The organism is Dactylosporangium thailandense, from assembly GCF_059739745.1.
On record NZ_AP029195.1, the window covers coordinates 1,590,006 to 1,608,489 of the forward strand.

Annotated in this window: 16 protein-coding genes; 8 read left to right on the forward strand and 8 right to left on the reverse strand. The window is 73.3% G+C overall.

Translation table 11 applies throughout. The features are described 5' to 3' along the window. The first annotated feature begins 12 nt into the window (after window positions 1-12). A complete protein-coding gene (locus AC6JBM_RS06870; protein WP_497982752.1) occupies window positions 13-1,266 on the forward strand; it encodes an ATP-grasp domain-containing protein in 1,254 nt (417 codons plus the stop codon). Continuing rightward, window positions 1,263-2,615, forward strand: coding sequence for a hypothetical protein (locus tag AC6JBM_RS06875; protein WP_497982753.1), 1,353 nt, complete (start codon window positions 1,263-1,265; stop codon window positions 2,613-2,615). Before AC6JBM_RS06870 ends, AC6JBM_RS06875 begins: the two co-directional genes overlap by 4 nt. Here AC6JBM_RS06875 and AC6JBM_RS06880 read toward each other — a convergent pair. After that, entirely contained in the window at window positions 2,501-3,718 is a 1,218-nt protein-coding gene (locus AC6JBM_RS06880) for an aromatic ring-hydroxylating oxygenase subunit alpha (protein ID WP_497982754.1), read from the reverse strand. The two genes, AC6JBM_RS06875 and AC6JBM_RS06880, sit on opposite strands and share 115 nt — an antisense overlap. A gap of 57 nt (window positions 3,719-3,775) precedes the next feature. After that, a complete protein-coding gene (locus AC6JBM_RS06885; protein WP_497982755.1) occupies window positions 3,776-4,141 on the reverse strand; it encodes a DUF2203 domain-containing protein in 366 nt (121 codons plus the stop codon). 66 nt (window positions 4,142-4,207) lie between these two features. Here AC6JBM_RS06885 and AC6JBM_RS06890 point away from each other — a divergent pair, with 66 nt between their 5' ends. From AC6JBM_RS06890 to AC6JBM_RS06905, 4 genes are all read left to right on the forward strand, one after another. Beyond that, entirely contained in the window at window positions 4,208-5,380 is a 1,173-nt protein-coding gene (locus AC6JBM_RS06890) for a tetratricopeptide repeat protein (RefSeq protein WP_497982756.1), read from the forward strand. 259 nt (window positions 5,381-5,639) lie between these two features. After that, on the forward strand, window positions 5,640-6,545 hold the full coding sequence (locus AC6JBM_RS06895) for a hypothetical protein (protein ID WP_497982757.1): 906 nt from the start codon (window positions 5,640-5,642) through the stop codon (window positions 6,543-6,545). A 116-nt stretch (window positions 6,546-6,661) separates the two neighbouring features. After that, window positions 6,662-7,003, forward strand: coding sequence for an STAS domain-containing protein (locus AC6JBM_RS06900; protein ID WP_497982758.1), 342 nt, complete (start codon window positions 6,662-6,664; stop codon window positions 7,001-7,003). Further along, window positions 6,996-7,388, forward strand: coding sequence for an ATP-binding protein (locus AC6JBM_RS06905; RefSeq protein ID WP_497982759.1), 393 nt, complete (start codon window positions 6,996-6,998; stop codon window positions 7,386-7,388). Before AC6JBM_RS06900 ends, AC6JBM_RS06905 begins: the two co-directional genes overlap by 8 nt. Before the next feature lie 61 nt (window positions 7,389-7,449). Here AC6JBM_RS06905 and AC6JBM_RS06910 read toward each other — a convergent pair whose 3' ends face one another. The 6 genes from AC6JBM_RS06910 to AC6JBM_RS06935 all read right to left on the reverse strand — a co-directional run bounded on the left by AC6JBM_RS06910 (window position 7,450) and on the right by AC6JBM_RS06935 (window position 14,989). Beyond that, a complete protein-coding gene (locus tag AC6JBM_RS06910) occupies window positions 7,450-8,997 on the reverse strand; it encodes a PP2C family protein-serine/threonine phosphatase (protein WP_497982760.1) in 1,548 nt (515 codons plus the stop codon). A gap of 47 nt (window positions 8,998-9,044) precedes the next feature. Next, complete coding sequence (locus AC6JBM_RS06915; RefSeq protein WP_497982761.1) at window positions 9,045-10,337, reverse strand: extracellular catalytic domain type 1 short-chain-length polyhydroxyalkanoate depolymerase; 1,293 nt, start codon at window positions 10,335-10,337, stop codon at window positions 9,045-9,047. 1 nt (window position 10,338) lies between these two features. Then, complete coding sequence (locus AC6JBM_RS06920; protein ID WP_497982762.1) at window positions 10,339-11,724, reverse strand: glycoside hydrolase family 10 protein; 1,386 nt, start codon at window positions 11,722-11,724, stop codon at window positions 10,339-10,341. A gap of 153 nt (window positions 11,725-11,877) precedes the next feature. Continuing rightward, window positions 11,878-12,690 (reverse strand): carbohydrate ABC transporter permease, encoded by an 813-nt coding sequence (locus tag AC6JBM_RS06925; RefSeq protein ID WP_350611034.1) that lies wholly within the window; start codon window positions 12,688-12,690, stop codon window positions 11,878-11,880. Window positions 12,691-12,695: 5 nt separating this feature from the next. After that, window positions 12,696-13,652 (reverse strand): carbohydrate ABC transporter permease, encoded by a 957-nt coding sequence (locus tag AC6JBM_RS06930; RefSeq protein ID WP_350611033.1) that lies wholly within the window; start codon window positions 13,650-13,652, stop codon window positions 12,696-12,698. A gap of 20 nt (window positions 13,653-13,672) precedes the next feature. After that, window positions 13,673-14,989 (reverse strand): ABC transporter substrate-binding protein, encoded by a 1,317-nt coding sequence (locus AC6JBM_RS06935; protein WP_497982763.1) that lies wholly within the window; start codon window positions 14,987-14,989, stop codon window positions 13,673-13,675. 153 nt (window positions 14,990-15,142) lie between these two features. On the opposite strand from AC6JBM_RS06935, the gene AC6JBM_RS06940 reads away from it, so the two are divergent. Both AC6JBM_RS06940 and AC6JBM_RS06945 read left to right on the forward strand, forming a co-directional pair. Then, on the forward strand, window positions 15,143-16,132 hold the full coding sequence (locus AC6JBM_RS06940; RefSeq protein ID WP_497982764.1) for a LacI family DNA-binding transcriptional regulator: 990 nt from the start codon (window positions 15,143-15,145) through the stop codon (window positions 16,130-16,132). Beyond that, window positions 16,129-18,429, forward strand: a complete 2,301-nt coding sequence (locus AC6JBM_RS06945) for a beta-glucosidase family protein (RefSeq protein ID WP_497982765.1) — start codon at window positions 16,129-16,131, stop codon at window positions 18,427-18,429. The genes AC6JBM_RS06940 and AC6JBM_RS06945 overlap by 4 nt, the downstream gene beginning before the upstream one ends. Window positions 18,430-18,484: the final 55 nt, after the last annotated feature.

Consider the following 18,484-nt stretch of genomic DNA (forward strand, 5'->3'; position numbering starts at 1 on the left):
AGGGAAGTGACCATGCAGGAGAAGCGGTACGCGGTCATCGTGGAGCCGGTGTCGACCGGACACGAGTACGCCGACGCCTTCCGGGCCGAGGGGCTCGAACCGGTCGCGGTGATGATGGCCGGGCACGCCGTCGAGGCCGTGCACGACACCTGGCACCCGGAGAACTTCGTCGCCGTGCACGTGCTCGGCGACCGCACGCCCGAGCAGATGGCGCAGGAGCTGCGGCAGTACCGTCCACAGTGGCTGGTCGCCGGGAGTGAGATGGGCGTGGAGCTGTGCGACGCGCTCGCCGCGATCCTGTGCCCCGGCACGGGCAACGACCCGGCGTCCACCCTGGACCGGCGGGACAAGTGGCACATGGCCCAGGCCCTCGCCCGGGCCGGACTGCCGCACCTGCGCCAGTTCTGCTCGGCCGACCGGGACGAGATCGAGCGCTGGATCGCCGAGCAGGGCCTGGCCGGGGAGCGGTTCGTGGTCAAGCCGCCCAAGTCCGGCGCCACCGACGACGTGCACCTGATCCTGCCCGGCGAGGACTGGCACCCGGTCTTCGACCGCATCATCGGCAAGATCAACCACACCGGCGTGCGCAACGACGCCGTGCTGGTGCAGGAGTTCGGCGAGGGCACCGAGTACCTCGTCGACACCTACTCGGTCGACGGCCGGCACGGGCTCGTGGACGTGTGCCGCTACGCCAAGCACCGCCGCGACGACCGGATCGGCATCTACGAGCGGGTCCAGTTCCTCGCGCCCGACGACCCGGACGTGGCCGAGGTCGCGCCCTACGTGTTCGACGTGCTCGACGCGCTCGGCGTGCGCAACGGCCCGGGGCACAGCGAGGTCATGCTCACCAAGCACGGCCCGCGGCTCATGGAGACCGCGGCCCGCCCGGCCGGCGGCGGCCACCAGATGATCACGCGGATGTCCACCGGCGACAGCCAGATCGCGCGGACGGTCGCGCACCGGCTGCGCGGGGGGTTCAAGCCGGGCTACGAGCTGCGCCGGCACCTCTCGGCGGTCTTCGTCTCCTCGCCGGCCGCCGGCATCTGGCGCAACGGCGACATCTTCGACGGCGTCGACGCGCTGCCCACGTTCGTGGACAAGCACTTCCCGCTCGGCACCGGCGACCTGGTGCCGGCCACCGACGACCTGGTCACCTACCTGGCCTGGGTCATCCTGGCCGGGCCGGACCCGGACGCCATCGAGGCCGACTACCAGCGCATCAAGGCGATCGAGAGCCGCATCGAGATCGAGAGGGTGGACGCGTGAACGCCGTCACCGAGGCATACCTGGCGGAGGTGGCCGCGGGCCGGATGCCGGCCGAGGAGCTGGCCAAGGCGGTCCGCGCCACCGGGCTCAACGACGCCATCTACCGCAACGGCCACCTGGCCCGGCCGCTGTTCCTGGCCCGGGCCGAGCGGGAGCGCCTCGACGCCGACCTGCGCACCCTGCACGGGCTGCTGACCGGCCTGCCGGCGCGGCTCTTCGACGGCGACGCGGGCGCGTTCGCGGCCGCCGCCGGGGCGCAGGGGCCGCAGGTCGACGCGGCCCGGGCGGCCGGCGGGCAGGTGACCCGGCTGTCGCGGGCCGACCTGTACCCCGACGCCGAGGGCTTCAAGCTGCTCGAGCTCAACGTGAGCGGCGCGGTCGGGGGCCTGGAGAACTCGTTCCTCAACGCGGCGTACCTGGACAGCCCGCACTTCGCCGAGTTCGCCGCCGAGCACGGCCTGGGCTACGCCGACACGATGGCCGCGCTGTGCGAGACCCTGCGCGACGAGACCGGCGCGGCCGGCGGCAGCCCGGTGGTGGCGATCGTGGACTGGCCGGACAGCTACCCGGAGCTGGAGCCGATGCTGCGCAAGACCGCGGCCCGGCTCGGCGAGTTCGGCATCGACGCGCTGGTCGGGCACGCGGGGCAGGTCGAGTGCCGCGACGGCGGGGTGTACCTGGCCGGGCGGCGGGTCGAGGTGGTGTACCGGCTGTTCCTCATGGAGGACCTGCTGCGCCCCGAGGGCCCGGCGCTGCTCGACCCGCTGCTGGCCGCGGCGGCCCGGGGCGAGGTGGCGATGTTCACCCCGATCGCGTCGGAGCTCTACGGCAGCAAGGCCGCCCTGGCGCTGCTCTCCGACGAGCGCCACCGCGACCGGTTCGACCCGGCCGAGCTCGAGGTCGTCGACCGGGTCCTGCCGTGGACCCGGATGCTGCGGCCGGGAGCGGTCACGGTCGACGGCGAGCGGGCCGACCTGCTCGCCTACGCGCGGCGGGACCGGGAGCGGCTGGTGCTCAAGGCGACCATGCTGCACGGCGGCACGGGGTTCGTGGCCGGGTGGCGCACCGGGCCGGACGAGTGGGACCGGGAGCTGCGCCGGGCCGAGGGCGGCCCGTACGTGCTGCAGCGCCGGGTCGTGCCCGTGCCGGAGCTCATGCCGGAGCCGGACGGCACGCTGCGGCCGTGGGTCGCCGTGTGGGGCGCGTTCCTGACCGGGCGCGGCTACGCGGGCACCTACGTGCGGGCGGTGCCGGGGTCGGACGCGGGGGCGGTGGTGGCGAGCGGTTCGCTGACCGGTTGCGTGTTCCACGAGCACGCGGCGGCGATCGCGGCCACCGGGTCGAGGTAGGCGGCGGCGACGAGGGCGATCCACTGGTACACGGCGTCCTCGTTGTCCGCCAGCGGCCCGGGCACGTAGTGCGGGGAGTTCAGCCCGCGCTGCACCGACTCGGTCGCGTCCCAGTCCTGGCGGTTGGTGAGGTCCCAGAAGTCGGCGGCGTAGGACGGGTCGTCGATGCCCTCGGGGAAGTACCAGCTGCACTCGATCTCCGTGCGCCCCGGCGCGAGCGGCGTGAGCCGGTGCGTCATCACGTAGTCGGGGTGCGCGGAGATCAGCAGGTTGGGGAAGAGCGCGACGTAGAGGATGGTCCGCCGCGGGGCGCCCTCGATGAACACCCCGGTGCCGCGGCCGTCGAAGGACATGGTCTCGGCGTGCTCGCGCAGGTCCATGGTGCCGCCGATCCAGGCGCCCGGCAGCGCCCAGTTGTCGCCGGACGTCGGCGGCGACACCTTGCACAGCTCCGGGTGGATGAGCGGGCAGTGGTAGCACTCCTGGTAGTTCTCGACGATCGCCTTCCAGTTCGCCTCGACCGCATACACGTGCCGGGCGCCCAGCCGCAGGCTTTCCAGGGTGTACGGCCGGAGCAGGCCGTCCAGCGCGCCGGTGTACTCGGCCACCGGCGGCGCCGGGGTGCCCGCGTTCACCAGCAGCCAGCCGTGCCAGACGGCGGCGGGCAGCTCGACCAGGCCGAGCTCGCCGCCGTCGAAGTTCGCGACGCCGGCCATGTGCGGGGCGGTCGCCAGCGAGCCGTCGAGGCGGTACGCCCAGCCGTGGTAGGGGCACACGGCCGAGGCCCGGTCCGCGGTCTCGCCGTCGGCCAGCAGCTCGTGCGCCCGGTGCCGGCACAGGTTCGCGAACGCTCGCGGGCGGTCGCCGAAGGTGAGCAGTACCCCCACGTCACCCACCGTCACCGCGCGCTGGTTGCAGCCCTCGGCCAGCTCGTCGAGGCGGCCCAGGGTGGTCCAGGCGCCCGCGAACAGGTGACGGCGCTCCCACGCGAGCACGGCGGGGTCGGTGTACGCGGCGGCCGGCAGGGTCCGGCTCGACCCGAACGGGCGCAGCGCCGGCTCGATCCCGGCGGGGTCGAGCGGCGCCGCCGGCGGTTGCGTCATGCGTCAAGCCTGGCGCAGCGCGACCCTCGTGTAAATGCGCCTCCGGGGTGTCCGCGGCTAGTCCGTCAGCGGCCGCCGGCCCGCGAAGCCGAGGTCGACCCGGTGGTACCAGCTGATCCCCGCGTCCCCTTCGAGCCAGCACAGCAGCACGTCGGCCCCGTCGAGCTCGGCCGGGAAGTCCACCAGCAGCGGCGCCAGCCCCTTGAGGTGCGCCCCGGTCGCCTGCACCGCCGTGATCAGCTCGTCGAGCAGCGCCTCGGCCGCCTTGAGCTCCGCCATGCCCCCGAGCGCGGTGGGCGGGCCGCCGGGCGCGAGGGCCGCCGCCAGCTCGGCCGCGTCGGCGCGGACCGCCACCAGCCGATCGAGCGAGGGCCGAATGCGAGCCAGCTCCGCCCGCGCCTGCGGGACGGTGAACAGCACCATGTCGCACACCCTCCCACCCCGCGTGAAGATCACCCCCACCGGGTGTCGCCGGAGTAGCCTCCGATCGTGGACCTGATCGCGGCCTGGGAGGCCGGCACCGGCGCGGAGCGCGAGCGGCTCGGTCCGGCCATCGAGGCCGCCCTGACCACCGCCGCCGGCCCCGCCCTCGCCGACCGGCTGGCCCTCGCCGAGCGGCTGGGCGAGCTCGACGAGCGCCGCGCCGCCGCCGCCGCGCACCTCACGGCGATCCTCGACGAGCAGCTGCGCACCCGGGCGAGTGACGACCCCGAGGTGCTCGAGACCCGGGCCGCGCTCGCCCACGCCGGCGGCGGCGACGCCACCGTGCTCGAGGCGGTGCTGGCCGATGCCCTGCGGTCGGCCGGCCCCCGCCACGCCGCCACCGCGCACGTGCGGCTGCGGCTGGCCCAGGCCCACGAGCGGGCCGGGGACACCGCGGCGGCCCGGCACCTGCTCCGGCGCGCGATCGCCGACGCGGTGCGCGGGCTCGGCCCCGACCACCGGCGCACCGTCGGGCTGCGGCTGGCCCTCGCGGCCGTCTACGAGCGGGACACGATCCGCTACGCGAGCCTGCACCGCGGCGCGCTGCGGGCGTACCGGAGCCTGCTGGGGGCGCAGCGGCAGTACCACCGCACGATCGAGAGCCTTGAACGCGTCCACGGCCCGGGCGCCCCGATCGTGCTCGCGAGCCTCGAGCGCCTCGCGGACCTCTACGAGCGGATGGGCACCCTGGGCGCGGCGACCGCCCAGTACGAGGCCTCGCTGCAGTGGCACGAGCTGCGCCACGGCCCGGACGCGCCCGAGACGCGGGCGGCCCGGGACACCCTCGCCCGCGTGTACCTGCGCGGCCGCCACCCCGAGCGCGCCGTGCCCCTCTACGAGCCCGTCCACCACGACCCGGCCGAGGGCGAGCCCGACGACGCGCTGGACGACCTCGCCGAGGCGCACCTGGCGGCGGGCGACGAGGCGGCGGCCCAGGAGGTGTACGAGCGCCTGTTCGCCCTCCTCGCCGAGCGCGACGGCCCCGACGCGCCGCCGACCGTGCGCTACCTGGCCGAGGTGGCGGAGGCCTTCGACGACGCGGGCGCCCCGGCCCTCGCGGTGATCTGGCACGAGCGCGTGGTGGCCGCGCTGTCCCACGCCGAGCCGCGCGACGACGAGGCCCTGGCCCTGGCCCGCGTCCACCTCGCCGCCGCCCGCGACGGCACCGCCCGCCCCTGACCCGCCGGCGCCGCCCGTCTCTGACCCGCCGCCCGCGACGGTGCCGGGCGCTCCTGACCCGCCGCGCCGGCGCCGCCCGTCTCCGACGCGCCGTGGCGGTGCCGCCTTCCGCTGAACCGCTGAACCGTCGCGACCGCGATCACCCGTTCGGGGACTTCGCCGCGACACGGTGGCCGGCGATGCCGACGAATCGGGCATTTTGCACTTATCGTCTCTTCGGGCCGCGCTGGGTGGCCCGTTCGGACGAGGTGGATGTGCGATGGGCGAGCGGGACGTGGCTCGGGTGCGGCGAATGCTGGTGCCGGTGGCGGTGGTCGTGATCGGGCTGGCCGGGCTGGCGTCCGCGGCCCACGCGGAGGCGGTCGCGCCCAGCGCGTCCGCCGCCTCGGCCGCGCCGTCGGGTGCCGCTCGGGCCGCCGTGCCGTCGGCCTCGGCGTCCGGTTCGGCCGGGCGGCCGCGCGCGGCGGCGGTGCCGTCGGCATCGGCGGCCGGTCGGGCATCGGCGGCCGGTCGGGCGTCCGCGGCCGGTCAGGCGTCCGGGGCCGGTCGGGCGTCGGCGGCCGGTCAGGCGTCGGCGGCCGCGGCGGCCGTGTCGGTGCGCGGGCGGGCCTGGAACGACCGCAACCGCGACGGCATCCGGCAGGACGGTGAGCCGGGCATCGCCGGGCTGCCCGTCGCCGTCTTCGCCGTCGGGGAGCTCGCCGGGTCGTCCAAGCAGGACCTCGTCAAGCATCTGGCCGCACGGATGCGGGCGCGCGACACGAGCGGCGGCGACGTGCGGCAGGCGGTGACCGGGCGCGACGGGACGTACACCGTGAGCGGCCTGCCGGCGGGGAGCGTCGTCGTGCTCATCGGGGCCGGGCGCGTCGACGGCAACGGGAACATCCCGGCGGTCGAGTGGGCGTTCACGCGCGCCGGGGCCGGCAACGACCGCGGCCGCGACTCGGACTTCGTGCCGTTCACGGATGCGGGCGGGCCGGCCGTGTTCGGGGTCTCCGACGTGATCACGATCGCCGGGGGCGGGTCCGTCGTGCTCGACGCGGGGCTGTACCGGCGCCCGGTGCTGGCCGTGACGGGCGTGAATGTGGCCGGCGTCGGCGGGACCGGGCTGGCCCTGGTGGGCGTCGGCTTTGTGCTGGTTCGGGCCGCGCGGCGGCGGGCCTGATCCTTGCGGGCGAACGCGTCCGGCGACACTTGCGGCATCCGCGGCGGACGACGACCGCCGCGGATGCCATGATGTGTCGCGAAGGTCCGGACACCCTAGGAAGGGGCCGCGGTCGGATGGCGCGGTTCGAGGCGGTGACATCGGTCGACGGGCTCCGGGCGGCGGTTGTGCTCTCCGGGGAGTGTGACCTGTCGGCCCGTGAGGAGTGCACGGCGGCCCTCATGACGGCGGTGGACGCATCGCCGCAGGTCGTGGTGGACCTGGGCGGGCTCACGTTCCTGGACTCCAGCGGCGTGCACGCGCTGGTGACCGCCTTCCGGGCGGCCCGGGACCGCGGCGGGCGGCTCAGCGTCGTCGGCGCGGCCGGGATGGTCGCGCACGTCCTGGAGATCACCGGCGTCGGCGGGCTGCTGAGCCCGCAGGGCGGGGCCGACGGAGACGGTGCCCGCGATGGTTGAGCATCCGGCGCTTCCCGGCGAGTCGATCGCTTACCGGCTGGTGTCCGACCTGGCCGCCGTCCGCGCGTTCGTGACCGCCCGCGCGCTCGCGCTCGGGCTGTCCCGCGACCGGGCCGACCTGCTGACGCTCGCCGTGAACGAGCTGGCGACGAACACGCTGCAGTACACCGAGGAGGGCGGCGAGGTCCAGCTGTGGTCCGAGTCCGGGCAGGTCTTCTGCGACGTGCTCGACCAGGGGCCGGTGCTGCACTTCGGCGCGGCCATGCCCGCGGCCGACGCGATGCGCGGCCGCGGCCTGGCGATCGTGGCGATGGTGTGCGACGACGTGGCCGGCTTCGCGGGCACCCGGGGCTCGATCGTGCGGCTCCGCCTGGGGATCGGCTAGGCACCGACCAGACTTCGGCCAGGCGTCGTCCGGGATCGGCTAGGCGTCCGCCAGGGATCGGCTAGGGATCGCTCAGCACCTGCACGGCCAGGGTGCACGTGTCGTCGTCCGGGCTCGGGCGGCGCAGCAGCTTGCGCAGGCCCGGCAGCGGGTCGGTGACGCCCGGCTCGGTCGCCGCCGACAGCGCCGCCTTCACCCAGTCCAGGTGCGTGCCCACCTCCATCGTCCGCCGCTCGACCAGCCCGTCGGTGTAGAGCAGCACCACGTCGCCCGGCTCCAGCGCGGTGCGCACCGCCGGGTAGCCGGCGTCCGCCGCCGCCCCGAGCAGCAGCCCCGGCGTCAGCGGCAGCTCGGCGGCCGTCCCGCCCCGCGCCAGCAGCGGCGGCCTGTGCCCGGCCCGGGCCCAGGTGAGCCGGCGGCCGGCGGCGTCGTAGACGCCCACGACCGCGGTGCCGGTGATGCCGAGCTGCACGCAGAGCCGGTTCATGTGGCCCAGCAGCGTCCCCGGCTCGCGGATGCCGATGGACAGCCACGCGACGAGGGCGAAGCGCAGGTGCGCCATGCCGTTGGCGGCCTCGAGGCCGTGCCCGGACACGTCGCCGACGGCGAGCACGACCGAGCCGTCGGGGAGGGTCTGCGCGTGGTACCAGTCCCCGCCGACCCGCAGCGCGCTCTCGGCGGGCAGGTAGCCGACCGTGGCCCGCAGCCCGTTGAGCGGGAACGGCTCGCGCGGCACCGGCTGGATGAGCTGCTGCAGCTGCGCCGCGAGGCGGTGCTCGGCCAGGGCCGTCATCTCGCGCGTGTGCAGCTGGTCGCTGAGCCGCTCGATGGCCCCGCGGGACCGCTCGCGTGCGGTCACGTCCTGCACGACGGCGTAGATCTTCAGCGGCGCCCCGCCGGCGTCGCGGGCCAGGTCGGACAGGACGCGCAGGTGCTTGACGGCGTCCCCGACCTGGAAGCGCACGGTGACGTCGGCCGTCGCGCCGTCGCCCGGGCGCGTGGGGGAACCGCTGTCGAGGGTCTGCCATGACAGCTGGGCGAGCGGACGGTCCTCGGGCACGACGGCCGCGGACTGCTCGGCGAGCGGCATCGGGCCCAGGGCCGGGTCGCGCTCGAAGATGCGGTACAGCCCCGGCGACCATTCCATCCGCCCGGTGACGAGGTCGTACTCCGACCAGCCGAGACTGCCCAGCGACTCGGTCCGGTCGAGGCGGCGCCGCGCCTCGTCGACGCGCTCCCACCACACGAGCAGCCCGCCGAGCACCGGGTGCGCGCTGATCACGAAGCTCGAGTCGGTGGCCACGCCCGCGGAGTGCTGCGCGAAGCGGAAGTCGTCCAGCGTGGCCGGGGCGCCCGTGCGCAGCACCCGCAGGTAGAGCGCCCACAGCGGGCCGCCGGCGACCGTCGGGTACAGCTGCGTGATCGACCGCCCGACGCGTGCGGCTCCGAGGCCGTAGAGGTCGGCGCCCGCGTCGCTGGTGGCCGCGACGAGGAAGTCCGACACCTCGCCCGCGGCGTCGTGGACGGGGCGCAGCCAGGTGCAGCCGGCTGGTACGACAGCCAGGATCTCCCGCACGACCGCCGCGATCGCGTCGGCGTCGTCTGCCATGCCCGCAGCCTATCGGCACCGGGCGATCGCGGCGGCTGTGCGGTGGGTCAGGAGGCCGAGCAGGTGGGCGTCAGGGTGCCGGCGGTGCCGGTGCCCTGGATGCCGAACTCGGTGTACTGGCCCGCGTTCACGTGCCCGTTGTAGGAGACGTTGCTCCAGGTGTTGCCGGAGCGGGTGACGTTCCAGGTGCTCGTGACGGTCGCGCCGCTCGGCAGCGTGAGCCCGACGGTCCACGCGTTGATGGCGGACGCTCCGGCGGTGACGCGGACGGTGACGACGAACCCGCCCTGCCACTGGTTGACCGACGTGGTCGCCGTGCAGCCGCCGGCGCCGCCGCCCGGGCTGGAGGGCGACACGGACGGCGAGGCCGAGGAGCCGGACGGACGCGGCGAGGCCGACGAGGACGAGGGCCGGGGCGTGGTGCCCTGGGTGTTGAGGCCCATGAACTCGATCGCCATCGCGGCCTGCCCGGCCAGCGGCAGGGAGTGCCCGACGCCGCTGACGCTGATGCCCTCGACCGGCGGCGCGACGCTCGCGCTGCCGTAACGGGTGCGGGTCCAGCCCGAACGCGGGGTGTCCGTCAGCGCCGGCGTCTGGCTGACGCCGAGCACGTTCGTCCACTGCTTGATCTCCTCGCCGAAGTTCGGGTAGGCGAGGGTGGTGTCGGTCGTGCCGTGCCACAGCTGCATCCGCGGGCGGGGGCCCGAGTAGCCCGGGTAGGCGGCCCGGACCATGTCGCCCCACTGCTGCGGCGTGTAGATGCGCTGGCCGCTGGAGCACTGGCTGTTCCACGACGAGCCGTCGGTGGTGGCGAAGCAGCCGAACGGCACGCCCATGAACGCGGCGCCGGCCTTGAACACGTCCGGGTAGTCGCCGAGCAGGACGTTGGTCATCATCGCGCCGGAGGAGGCGCCGGTGACGTAGACCTTGTTCGGGTCACCGTTGTAGTGCTGCTCGGTGTAGGTGACCATCGACATGATGCCGACCGGGTCGCTCCCGCCGCCCCGGGTGAGCGCCTGCGGCGACGAGACGTCGAAGCAGGCCCCGCTGCGGGTGGCCGACGGATACACGACGATGAAGCCGTACTGCGAGGCCAGCGACGCGAACTCGGTGCCGGAGTAGAACGCCGGGCCCGAGCCGGTGCAGTAGTGCACGGCCACCAGGATCGGCGGCTTCGCCTGCACGTTGTCGGGCACGAAGATGTGCATCCGCAGCCCGGAGGGGTTGGTGCCGAAGTTCGTCACCTCGGTCAGCGTCGCGGCCTGCGCGGGCTGGGCGAGCACGAAGACGCCGGCGAGAGCCATGGCGATGCCGGCGGCGACGGCGAGCAGACGGCGCATGTCAGCTCCCCGCGCAGGTGGGGGAGAGGCTGCCGGCGGTGCCGGTGCCCTGGATGCCGAACTCGGTGTACTGGCCCGCGTTCACGTGCCCGTTGTAGGAGACGTTGCTCCAGCTGTTGCCGGAGCGGGTGACGTTCCAGGTGCTGGTGACGGTGGTGCCGCTGGGCAGCGTGAGCCCGACGGTCCACGCGTTGATGGCGGACGCTCCGGCGGTGACCCGGACGGTGACGACGAACCCGCCCTGCCACTGGTTGACCGACGTGGTGGCCGTGCAGCCGTTGCCGCCACCACCGGGGTTCGACGGCGACACGGACGGCGACACCGACGGCGACGGCGAGGTGCTGCGCGACGGCGACGTGCTCACCGGCGGCGGCGAGGACGTGCCGCCGGCGTTGAGGGCGTCCAATGTGGACGTGTACGACGCCTTCTTGTTGCCGTTGTTGTCGAACAGCAGGGGCGTGTCGCCGCTGCGCCACGAGTCGCTGTCGCGGATGCCCCACACGGTGATGCCGGTGCAGCGGGACACGGCCAGGCAGGCCTTCACGACGCTGGCGTAGGAGTTCGCCTGCGCGGTGCCGGAGCCGGCGATGTCCAGCTCGGTGATCTGCACGTCGACGCCGAGGTCGGCGAAGCGCTGCAGGTTGGCCTGGTAGTCCGACGGCAGCGGGGAGCCGGAGTTGATGTGCGACTGGAAGCCGACGCAGTCGATCGGCACGCCGCGGGCCTTGAAGTCCTGCACCATCGCGTAGACCGCGTTGCTCTTCGCGTTCTGCCCGTCGGTGTTGTAGTCGTTGTAGCACAGCTTCGCGCCCGGGTCGGCGGCCCGCGCGGTGCGGAAGGCGACCTCGATCCAGTCGTTGCCGGTGCGCTGCAGGTTCGAGTCGCGCCGCCCGCCGCCGCTGCCGTCGGCGAAGGCCTCGTTCACCACGTCCCAGGCGTAGATCTTGCCCTGGTAGTGGGAGGCGACGTTGGTGATGTGGTTGACCATCGCGTTGCGCAGCGCGGTGCCGGACATGTTCTGCGCCCACGACGGCTGCTGCGAGTACCAGGCGAGGGCGTGCCCGCGCATCCGCTGCCCGTGGGCGTTCGCGTGCGCCACGATCTGGTCGGCGCTGCCGTAGCTGAACTGCCCCTGGGTGGGCTCGGTGGCGTCCCACTTCATCTCGTTCTCGGGCGTGATCATGTTGAACTCGCGGTCGAGAATGCCGCTGTAGGTGGCGTCGCTGAGCTTGTAGGCGGCGACGGCGGTGCCGAAGTACCGCCCCTTGTCCGCGGCCGAGGCGCCCAGGGTCGTGGCGGCCTGAGCACTGCTCGCGAGGCCCACGACGACGGCGATCGCGGCCGCGCCGGCCAGTGCGATCGCGCCCCCGGTCCTTGCTCTGTTCATGGCGGGAGTCCTCCGAAACGTATTCTTTCCCGCTGATTCGCGGGCGCTTCCAGCGTTCCCGGAAATGCGCGGAAAAGATACGCTACGGAGGTTCTCACCAGGTTGAACGCGGTATCGAAAACGCAATTGATGAAACTTACAACGGCAAATGTTTCAGCCTTTTACTGAACCCGTTAAGCCGCCCACGATGCGCCGTTCCGCGAACACGAAGAAGCCGATTGCCGGGATCATCGAGGCGGCCGTGTACGCCAGGATGCGCGCGGTGTCCTGGGAGTACTGCGTCTGGAACGCCGCGACCCCCAGCGGCAGCGTGAAGTCCGTCGGATCGGACAGCACGAGCATCGGCAGCAGGTACGCGTTCCAGCTCGTCACGAACGCGAGGATGGCGACGGTGGTCAGCGCCGGCCGGCTCAGCGGCAGCAGGATCCGCCAGAAGAAGCCCAGCCGGCCGGCCCCGTCCATGGCCGCCGCGTCCTCGAGCTCGCCCGGGATCGCGTGCATGAACGGGCGCAGGATCACGATGGTGATCGGCAGCGAGAACGCCGCCTCCGGCAGGGCCACGCCGAGCGGGTGCTCGAGCAGGCCGAGCTGGCGCAGCAGGAGGTACAGCGGGAGGGCCGCGGCCGTCACCGGGAACAGCAGCCCGATGGTGAACAGCGTGTACAGGCCCTCGCGGCCCTTGAACGTGTACCGCGACAGGGCGAACGCCGCCATCGCGCCGGTGGCGACCGCGAGCCCGGTGGCGATGACGGCGATGAACGCGCTGTTGCCCATGGCCCGCCAGAAGACCGCCGAGGACAGCACGTCGGTGAAGTTGGTCAGCACCCAGGGGTGCGGCCAGCCGGCCGGGGAGGTGTTGATCTGGGCGTTGGTGCGGAAGCCGCCGAGGATGGTGAACAGCAGCGGGACCACGGTGACGCCGACGACGACCAACGCCACCAGGTAGATGAGCGTGCGCTTGGCCATGCCGTTCACTCCACGATGCGGGTCAGGGCGCCCTCGGTGTCGCGGCGCAGGGCGAAGCGCTGGTAGATCAGCGCGAAGACGAAGCACACCGCGAAGAGCACGACCGCGACCGCGCTGCCGTAGCCGAACTCGTAGCGGCTGAAGCCGTGGTCGAGCAGGTAGGTGGCCATCGTGCTGGAGGCGTTCGCGGGGCCGCCCAGCGTCATGATCCAGACGAGGTCGAACAGCTGCAGCGAGCCGATGATGGACAGGAAGATCCAGATCCGGATCGTCGGGCCGAGCAGCGGCAGCACGATGCTGCGCGTGGTCTGCCAGGCCGTGGCCCCGTCGGTCGAGGCGGCCTCGCGCAGCTCCGGCGGGATGCTCTGCAGGCCGGCCAGCAGCAGGATGATGCCGAAGCCCAGGTACTTCCACGTGATCACGACGAACAGCGTGTAGAGCACCAGGTCGCCGTCGGCGAGCCAGTCCTGGATGACCCCGCCGAGCCCGGCCGCCTTGAAGATCTGGTCGACCAGCCCGTCCGGCTGCAGCATGAGCAGCCACACCACGGCGGTGATGGCCTCGGAGAGCACGTACGGCGCGAACACGATGAGCCGCAGCGCCGCCCGGCCCTTGATCCTGCCGTTGAGCAGCAGCGCGATGCCGATCGACAGCGGCAGCTGGATGACCACCGACAGCACCGCGATGACGATGTTGTGCAGCAGGGAGTGCAGGAAGACCTCGTCTTCCAGCACCCGCGAGTAGTTGCCCAGCCCGAACCAGGTGCGCGGGCTGAAGCCGGTCCATTTGTAGAAGCTGTAGTAGACGGCCGCCGCGATCGGCAGCAGCACGAATCCGACGAACAGCACCAGCGCCGGGGTCAGCAGCAGCGCGAGCTCGAGCCGCTTGGCCCGGCGCCCGCCCGGCCGGCGGGCCGGTCGCGACGCTGCGCGACCGGCCCTGGCCGGTGGTGCCGCCGCCACGGCGATACCACCCGATTGCGTCACTTGTTCGCGACCGCCTTGGTGAAGGCGTCGACGATGCTCTGCGGCGAGCCCTTGCCGGCGAAGAAGTCCGCGACCGCGTCGTTCAACGCCTGGCCCACGCTCGTCGGCAGCGCCTGGTCGAAGTACACCTGGATGTACGGCGCCGAGTTGAGGTACTCCTGCACCGTCTTGAGCGACGGGTCCTGGATCGCCGAGATGGCCTTGGGGTTCGACGGCAGGGTCGCGGTGTTCGTCTGCACCAGCTTCGTCTGCACGTCGGTGCTGGCGATGTACTTGAGGAAGTCCGCGCACGCCGGCCCGGCCTTCACCGCGCAGGAGAAGCCGTCGCCGCCGCCGAGCGCGGTGCCCGGCGTGCCCTTGCCGCCCTCGATGGTCGGGAACGGGAACCAGCTGAGCTTCGAGGCGAACTGCTTGTCCTCGGTCAGCGGGATCATCGTGGGCAGCTCCCAGTCGCCCTGCAGCTCCATCGCGGCCTTGCCGTTGGCGACGAGGCCCGCCGAGCTGCCCGCGCCCTGCTGGGCCGGGGTGCCCAGGAACGCGTTCTGGAACGGGTTGGTGGCCAGGAACGCCTTGAGGTCCTCGCCGGCCTTGACCCAGCACGGGTCGTCCATCTTGAGGTTCTTCACCGTGGACTTGACGGTGTCGGTGGAGCACTCGCGGATGGCGAAGTACGACCACCAGAACGCGTCCGGCCACTTGTCCTTGCTGCCGATCGAGATCGGCGTGATGTTCTTGGCCTTGAGCTTGGCGACCGCGTCGTTGAGCTCGGTCATCGTCTTCGGCGGGGCGGCGATGCCGGCCTGCTCGAAGAGGTCCTTGCGGTACCAGAAGCCCACGACGTGCAGGTCGTAGGGGATGCCGTACTGCTTGCCCTCGACCTGCCAGCCGGTCGCGGCCTGGCCGAGCTCGCCGATCCACGGCTTGACCTGCTCGGTCATGTCCATGATCTTGCCGGACTCGACCTGCGTGGCCAGGGCGCCGCCGCCCCACTGCTGGAAGATGCTGGGCGGGTTCGGTGACTGCAGCGCCACCGAGATCTTCGTCTTCAGCGCTTCGTTCTGGGCCGGCTCGACCTTGAACGTCACGTTGGGGTGGTCCTTGTGGTATTGGTCGGCGACTGACTGCCAGACGCCGAGCGCCGGGTCCTGCTGGCCGTTGTGCCACCAGGTGAGCGTTACCGGGGCGTTGGCATCGGCCGGCGTGTCCTTGCTGTCATCTCCGCAAGCGGTCAGGGAGGGGAGCGCCATCGACAACGCGACGGCGATCGCGGCCAGCCTCCGTGGGGTGCTCAGGCGGACGTTCAAAGTGATCATCTCCTGACGGGGGCAGGGGCGAGCTACAGGGCTCGGCCCTCGATGACCGCAGAGTCTGCGCCTTGGTTATGAGCGTTGTCAATCGTTGTCGATAACGTTATCGGACGCTATGGTGCCCTCGTGAAACCCAGTTCCCGAGTCACGATCCGAGACGTGGCGGCCACCGCCGGCGTCTCGGTCGCGACGGTGTCCAAGGTCCTCAACGCCCGCTACGGGGTGTCCGCGGCGACCAGCGCGCACGTCCAGGCGGTCATCCGCGAGCTGGGCTACGAGGCCAGCCTGGTCGCGCAGAGCCTGCGCAACCACAAGACCAACGTGATCGGCATCCTCGTGGCCGACCTCGAGCCGTTCTCCACGGAGCTGCTCAAGGGAGCCGCCAAGGCGATCAAGGGCACCGGGTACGAGCTGGTCGTGTACTCGGCCGGCGGGCGCACGGTCGATCACGCCGGATGGGAGCAGCGGTACCTTTCACGCCTGTCCGGCACCCTGGTCGACGGCGCCATCCTGGTCACCCCGACCGTGGTCGAGGTCGAGTTCGGGCAGGCCGTGGTCGCCGTCGACCCGCACACCGGGCCGACCGGGCTGCCGACCGTGGACTCGGACAACCTCGCCGGGGCCCGGATGGGCGTGCGGCACCTGGTCGAGCTCGGGCACCGGCGCATCGCCCTCATCGGCGGCCGCGAGGACCTCGAGTCCGCCAAGCTGCGCGAGCAGGGCTACCGCGAGGAGCTCGCCGCGGCCGGCATCGAGCCCGGCCCGGAGCTCATCCAGCCCGGCAACTACGACGCCGACGACTCCGCGGCCGCGGCCCGGCGGCTGCTGGAGCGCCCGGACCGCCCGACGGCGCTCTTCGCCGCGAACGACACCTCGGCCATCGCGGCCATCGAGGTCGCGGTCGCGATGGGGCTGCGGGTGCCGGAGGACCTCTCGGTGGTCGGCTTCGACAACGTGCCCGAGGCCGCCCTGGCCTCCCCGCCCCTGACCACGGTGGAGCAGCCCATCCACGAGATGGGGCACCGGGCGATCGACCTGCTGATCCAGCTCATGAACGGCGAGCCCGTGGACAACACCCACGTCCGGCTGGCCACGCGTCTCGTGGTGCGCCAGTCCACCGCGGCCTTGGAAACGGAGCGACGAGCGTGACAGAAGCTTTTCGGGACGCCGGTGAACCGGTCGCCGTGCGCGTGGCCGACCTCATGGCGCGGATGTCCCTGCGCGAGAAGGTGGCGCAGATGTACGGGGCCTGGCTCAACGTCGACGACACGGCCGGTGAGGTCGCCCCGCACCAGAACGACCAGGCCCCCGACCCCATCGACTGGACCGAGCTGGTCCGTCACGGGCTCGGCCAGGTGACCCGGCTCTACGGCTCCGCCCCGATCGAGCCCGAGGCCGGCGCGCGGCGCGTCGCCGACCTGCAACGGCAGATCATCGCGGGCGGCCGCTTCGGCATCCCGGCGATCGTGCACGAGGAGTGCCTGACCGGCCTGGCCGCCTGGCGGGCGCCGATCTTCCCGACGCCGCTGGCCTGGGGCGCGAGCTTCGACCCGCGGCTGGTCGAGGCGATGGGCGCGCACATCGGGGCCACCATGCGCCGGCTCGGCGTCCACCAGGGCCTCGCCCCGGTCCTCGACGTGACCCGCGACCTGCGCTGGGGGCGCGTCGAGGAGACCATCGGTGAGGACCCGCACCTCGTCGGCACCATCGGCGCGGCCTACGTGCGCGGGCTGCAGTCCGCCGGGATCGTGGCCACCCTCAAGCACTTCATCGGCTACTCCGCCTCCCGAGCCGGGCGCAACCTCGCCCCGGTGTCGATCGGCCCCCGCGAGCTCGCCGACGTGCTGCTGCCCCCGTTCGAGATGGCGCTGCGGGCCGGGGCCCGCTCGGTGATGAACAACTACACCGACGTCGACGGGGTGCCGGTCGCCGCGGACCCGGCGCTGCTCACGGAGCTGCTGCGCGATCGACTGGGCTTCGACGGTACCGTCGTGTCGGACTACTTCGCGATCGCGTTCCTCGAGTCGCTGCACGGCGTCGCGGCCGACCGGGCCGAGGCCGCCGCCGCCGCGCTGCGGGCCGGCATCGACGTGGAGCTGCCCGGCGTGAACTGCTACGGCGGCCCCCTGCTCAAGGCCCTCGAGGCCGGCGACGTCGGCGAGGCGCTCATCGATCGCGCGGTCGAGCGGATCCTGCGGCAGAAGTGCGAGCTCGGCCTGCTCGACGCGGACTTCGCGGCGGAGCCCGCCTACCTCGCCGCACCGTCCCCATTGGACGATGCCGAGGGCCGCGACATCGCGCGGCGCCTCGCCGAGCGCTCGATCGTGCTGCTGCACAACGACTCCGGCGCCCTGCCGCTGGCGCCCGGCACCCGCCTGGCCGTCGTCGGCCCCGGCGCGCACCGCCCCGACGCGCTGTTCGGCTGCTACTCGTTCCCGCGCCACGTGGGCATCCACCACGAGGGCCTGGAGCTCGGCGTCGAGGCACCGTCCATCGTGGACGCGCTCGGGCTCGGCTTCCCGGTGTCGTACGCCCAGGGCTGCCCCGTCCTCGGCGGCACCGACGAGGACATCGCCGCCGCGGCCGCCACCGCCGCCGGGGCCGACGTGTGCGTGGCCGTGCTCGGCGACCTCGCCGGGCTGTTCGGCACCGGCACCTCGGGCGAGGGCTGCGACGCCCGCGACCTGAGGCTGCCGGGCCGCCAGGAGGAGCTGCTCGAGGCGCTGCTGGCCACCGGCACCCCGGTCGTGCTCGTCGTGCTGGCCGGGCGCCCCTACGAGCTGTCCCGCCAGATCGACCGGCTCGCCGCCGCGGTGTGCACGTTCTTCCCGGGCGAGGAGGGCGCCGGCGCGCTCGCCGGTGTCCTCAGCGGCCGCGTGAACCCGTCGGGCCGGCTCCCGGTCGGCTTCCCGGGCGCCGGCGCGTCCCAGCCCAGCACCTACCTCGCCGCGCCCCTGGGCCGGCGCAGCGAGGTGTCGACCGTGGACCCGAGCCAGCTCTTCCCGTTCGGCCACGGCCTGGCCTACGCCGACGCGGAGTGGGGCGCGGTGTCGCTGCACTCGCCGGACGGGTGGGCCACCGACGGGGAGATCGAGCTGACGGTGCCGCTGCACAACCCGGCCGCGCGCGAGGTCAGCACCGTCGTGCAGATCTACGCCCACGACCCCGTGGCCCAGGTCGCCCGCCCGGTGCGTCAGCTGCTCGCGGCCCCGCGGGTGGACCTCGCGCCCGGCGAGTCGCGCACACTCGTGGTGACCCTGCACGCGGACCTGCTGTCCTACACCGGCCGCGACGGGCGGCGCATCGTGGAGCCGGGCGACATCGAGCTGCTCGTCGCCCGCTCCAGCGCCGATGTCCACACGGCCGTCCGCGTCCCGGTCGTCGGCCCGGCCCGCGAGGCCGGCGCGGCGCGGCGCCTGCATCCGGCCTGCACCCTGCTGCCCTGAGCACCCGGCCCGGCCCCGCTCACTCGCATCGGGTGAGTGGGGCCGGGCCGGGAGC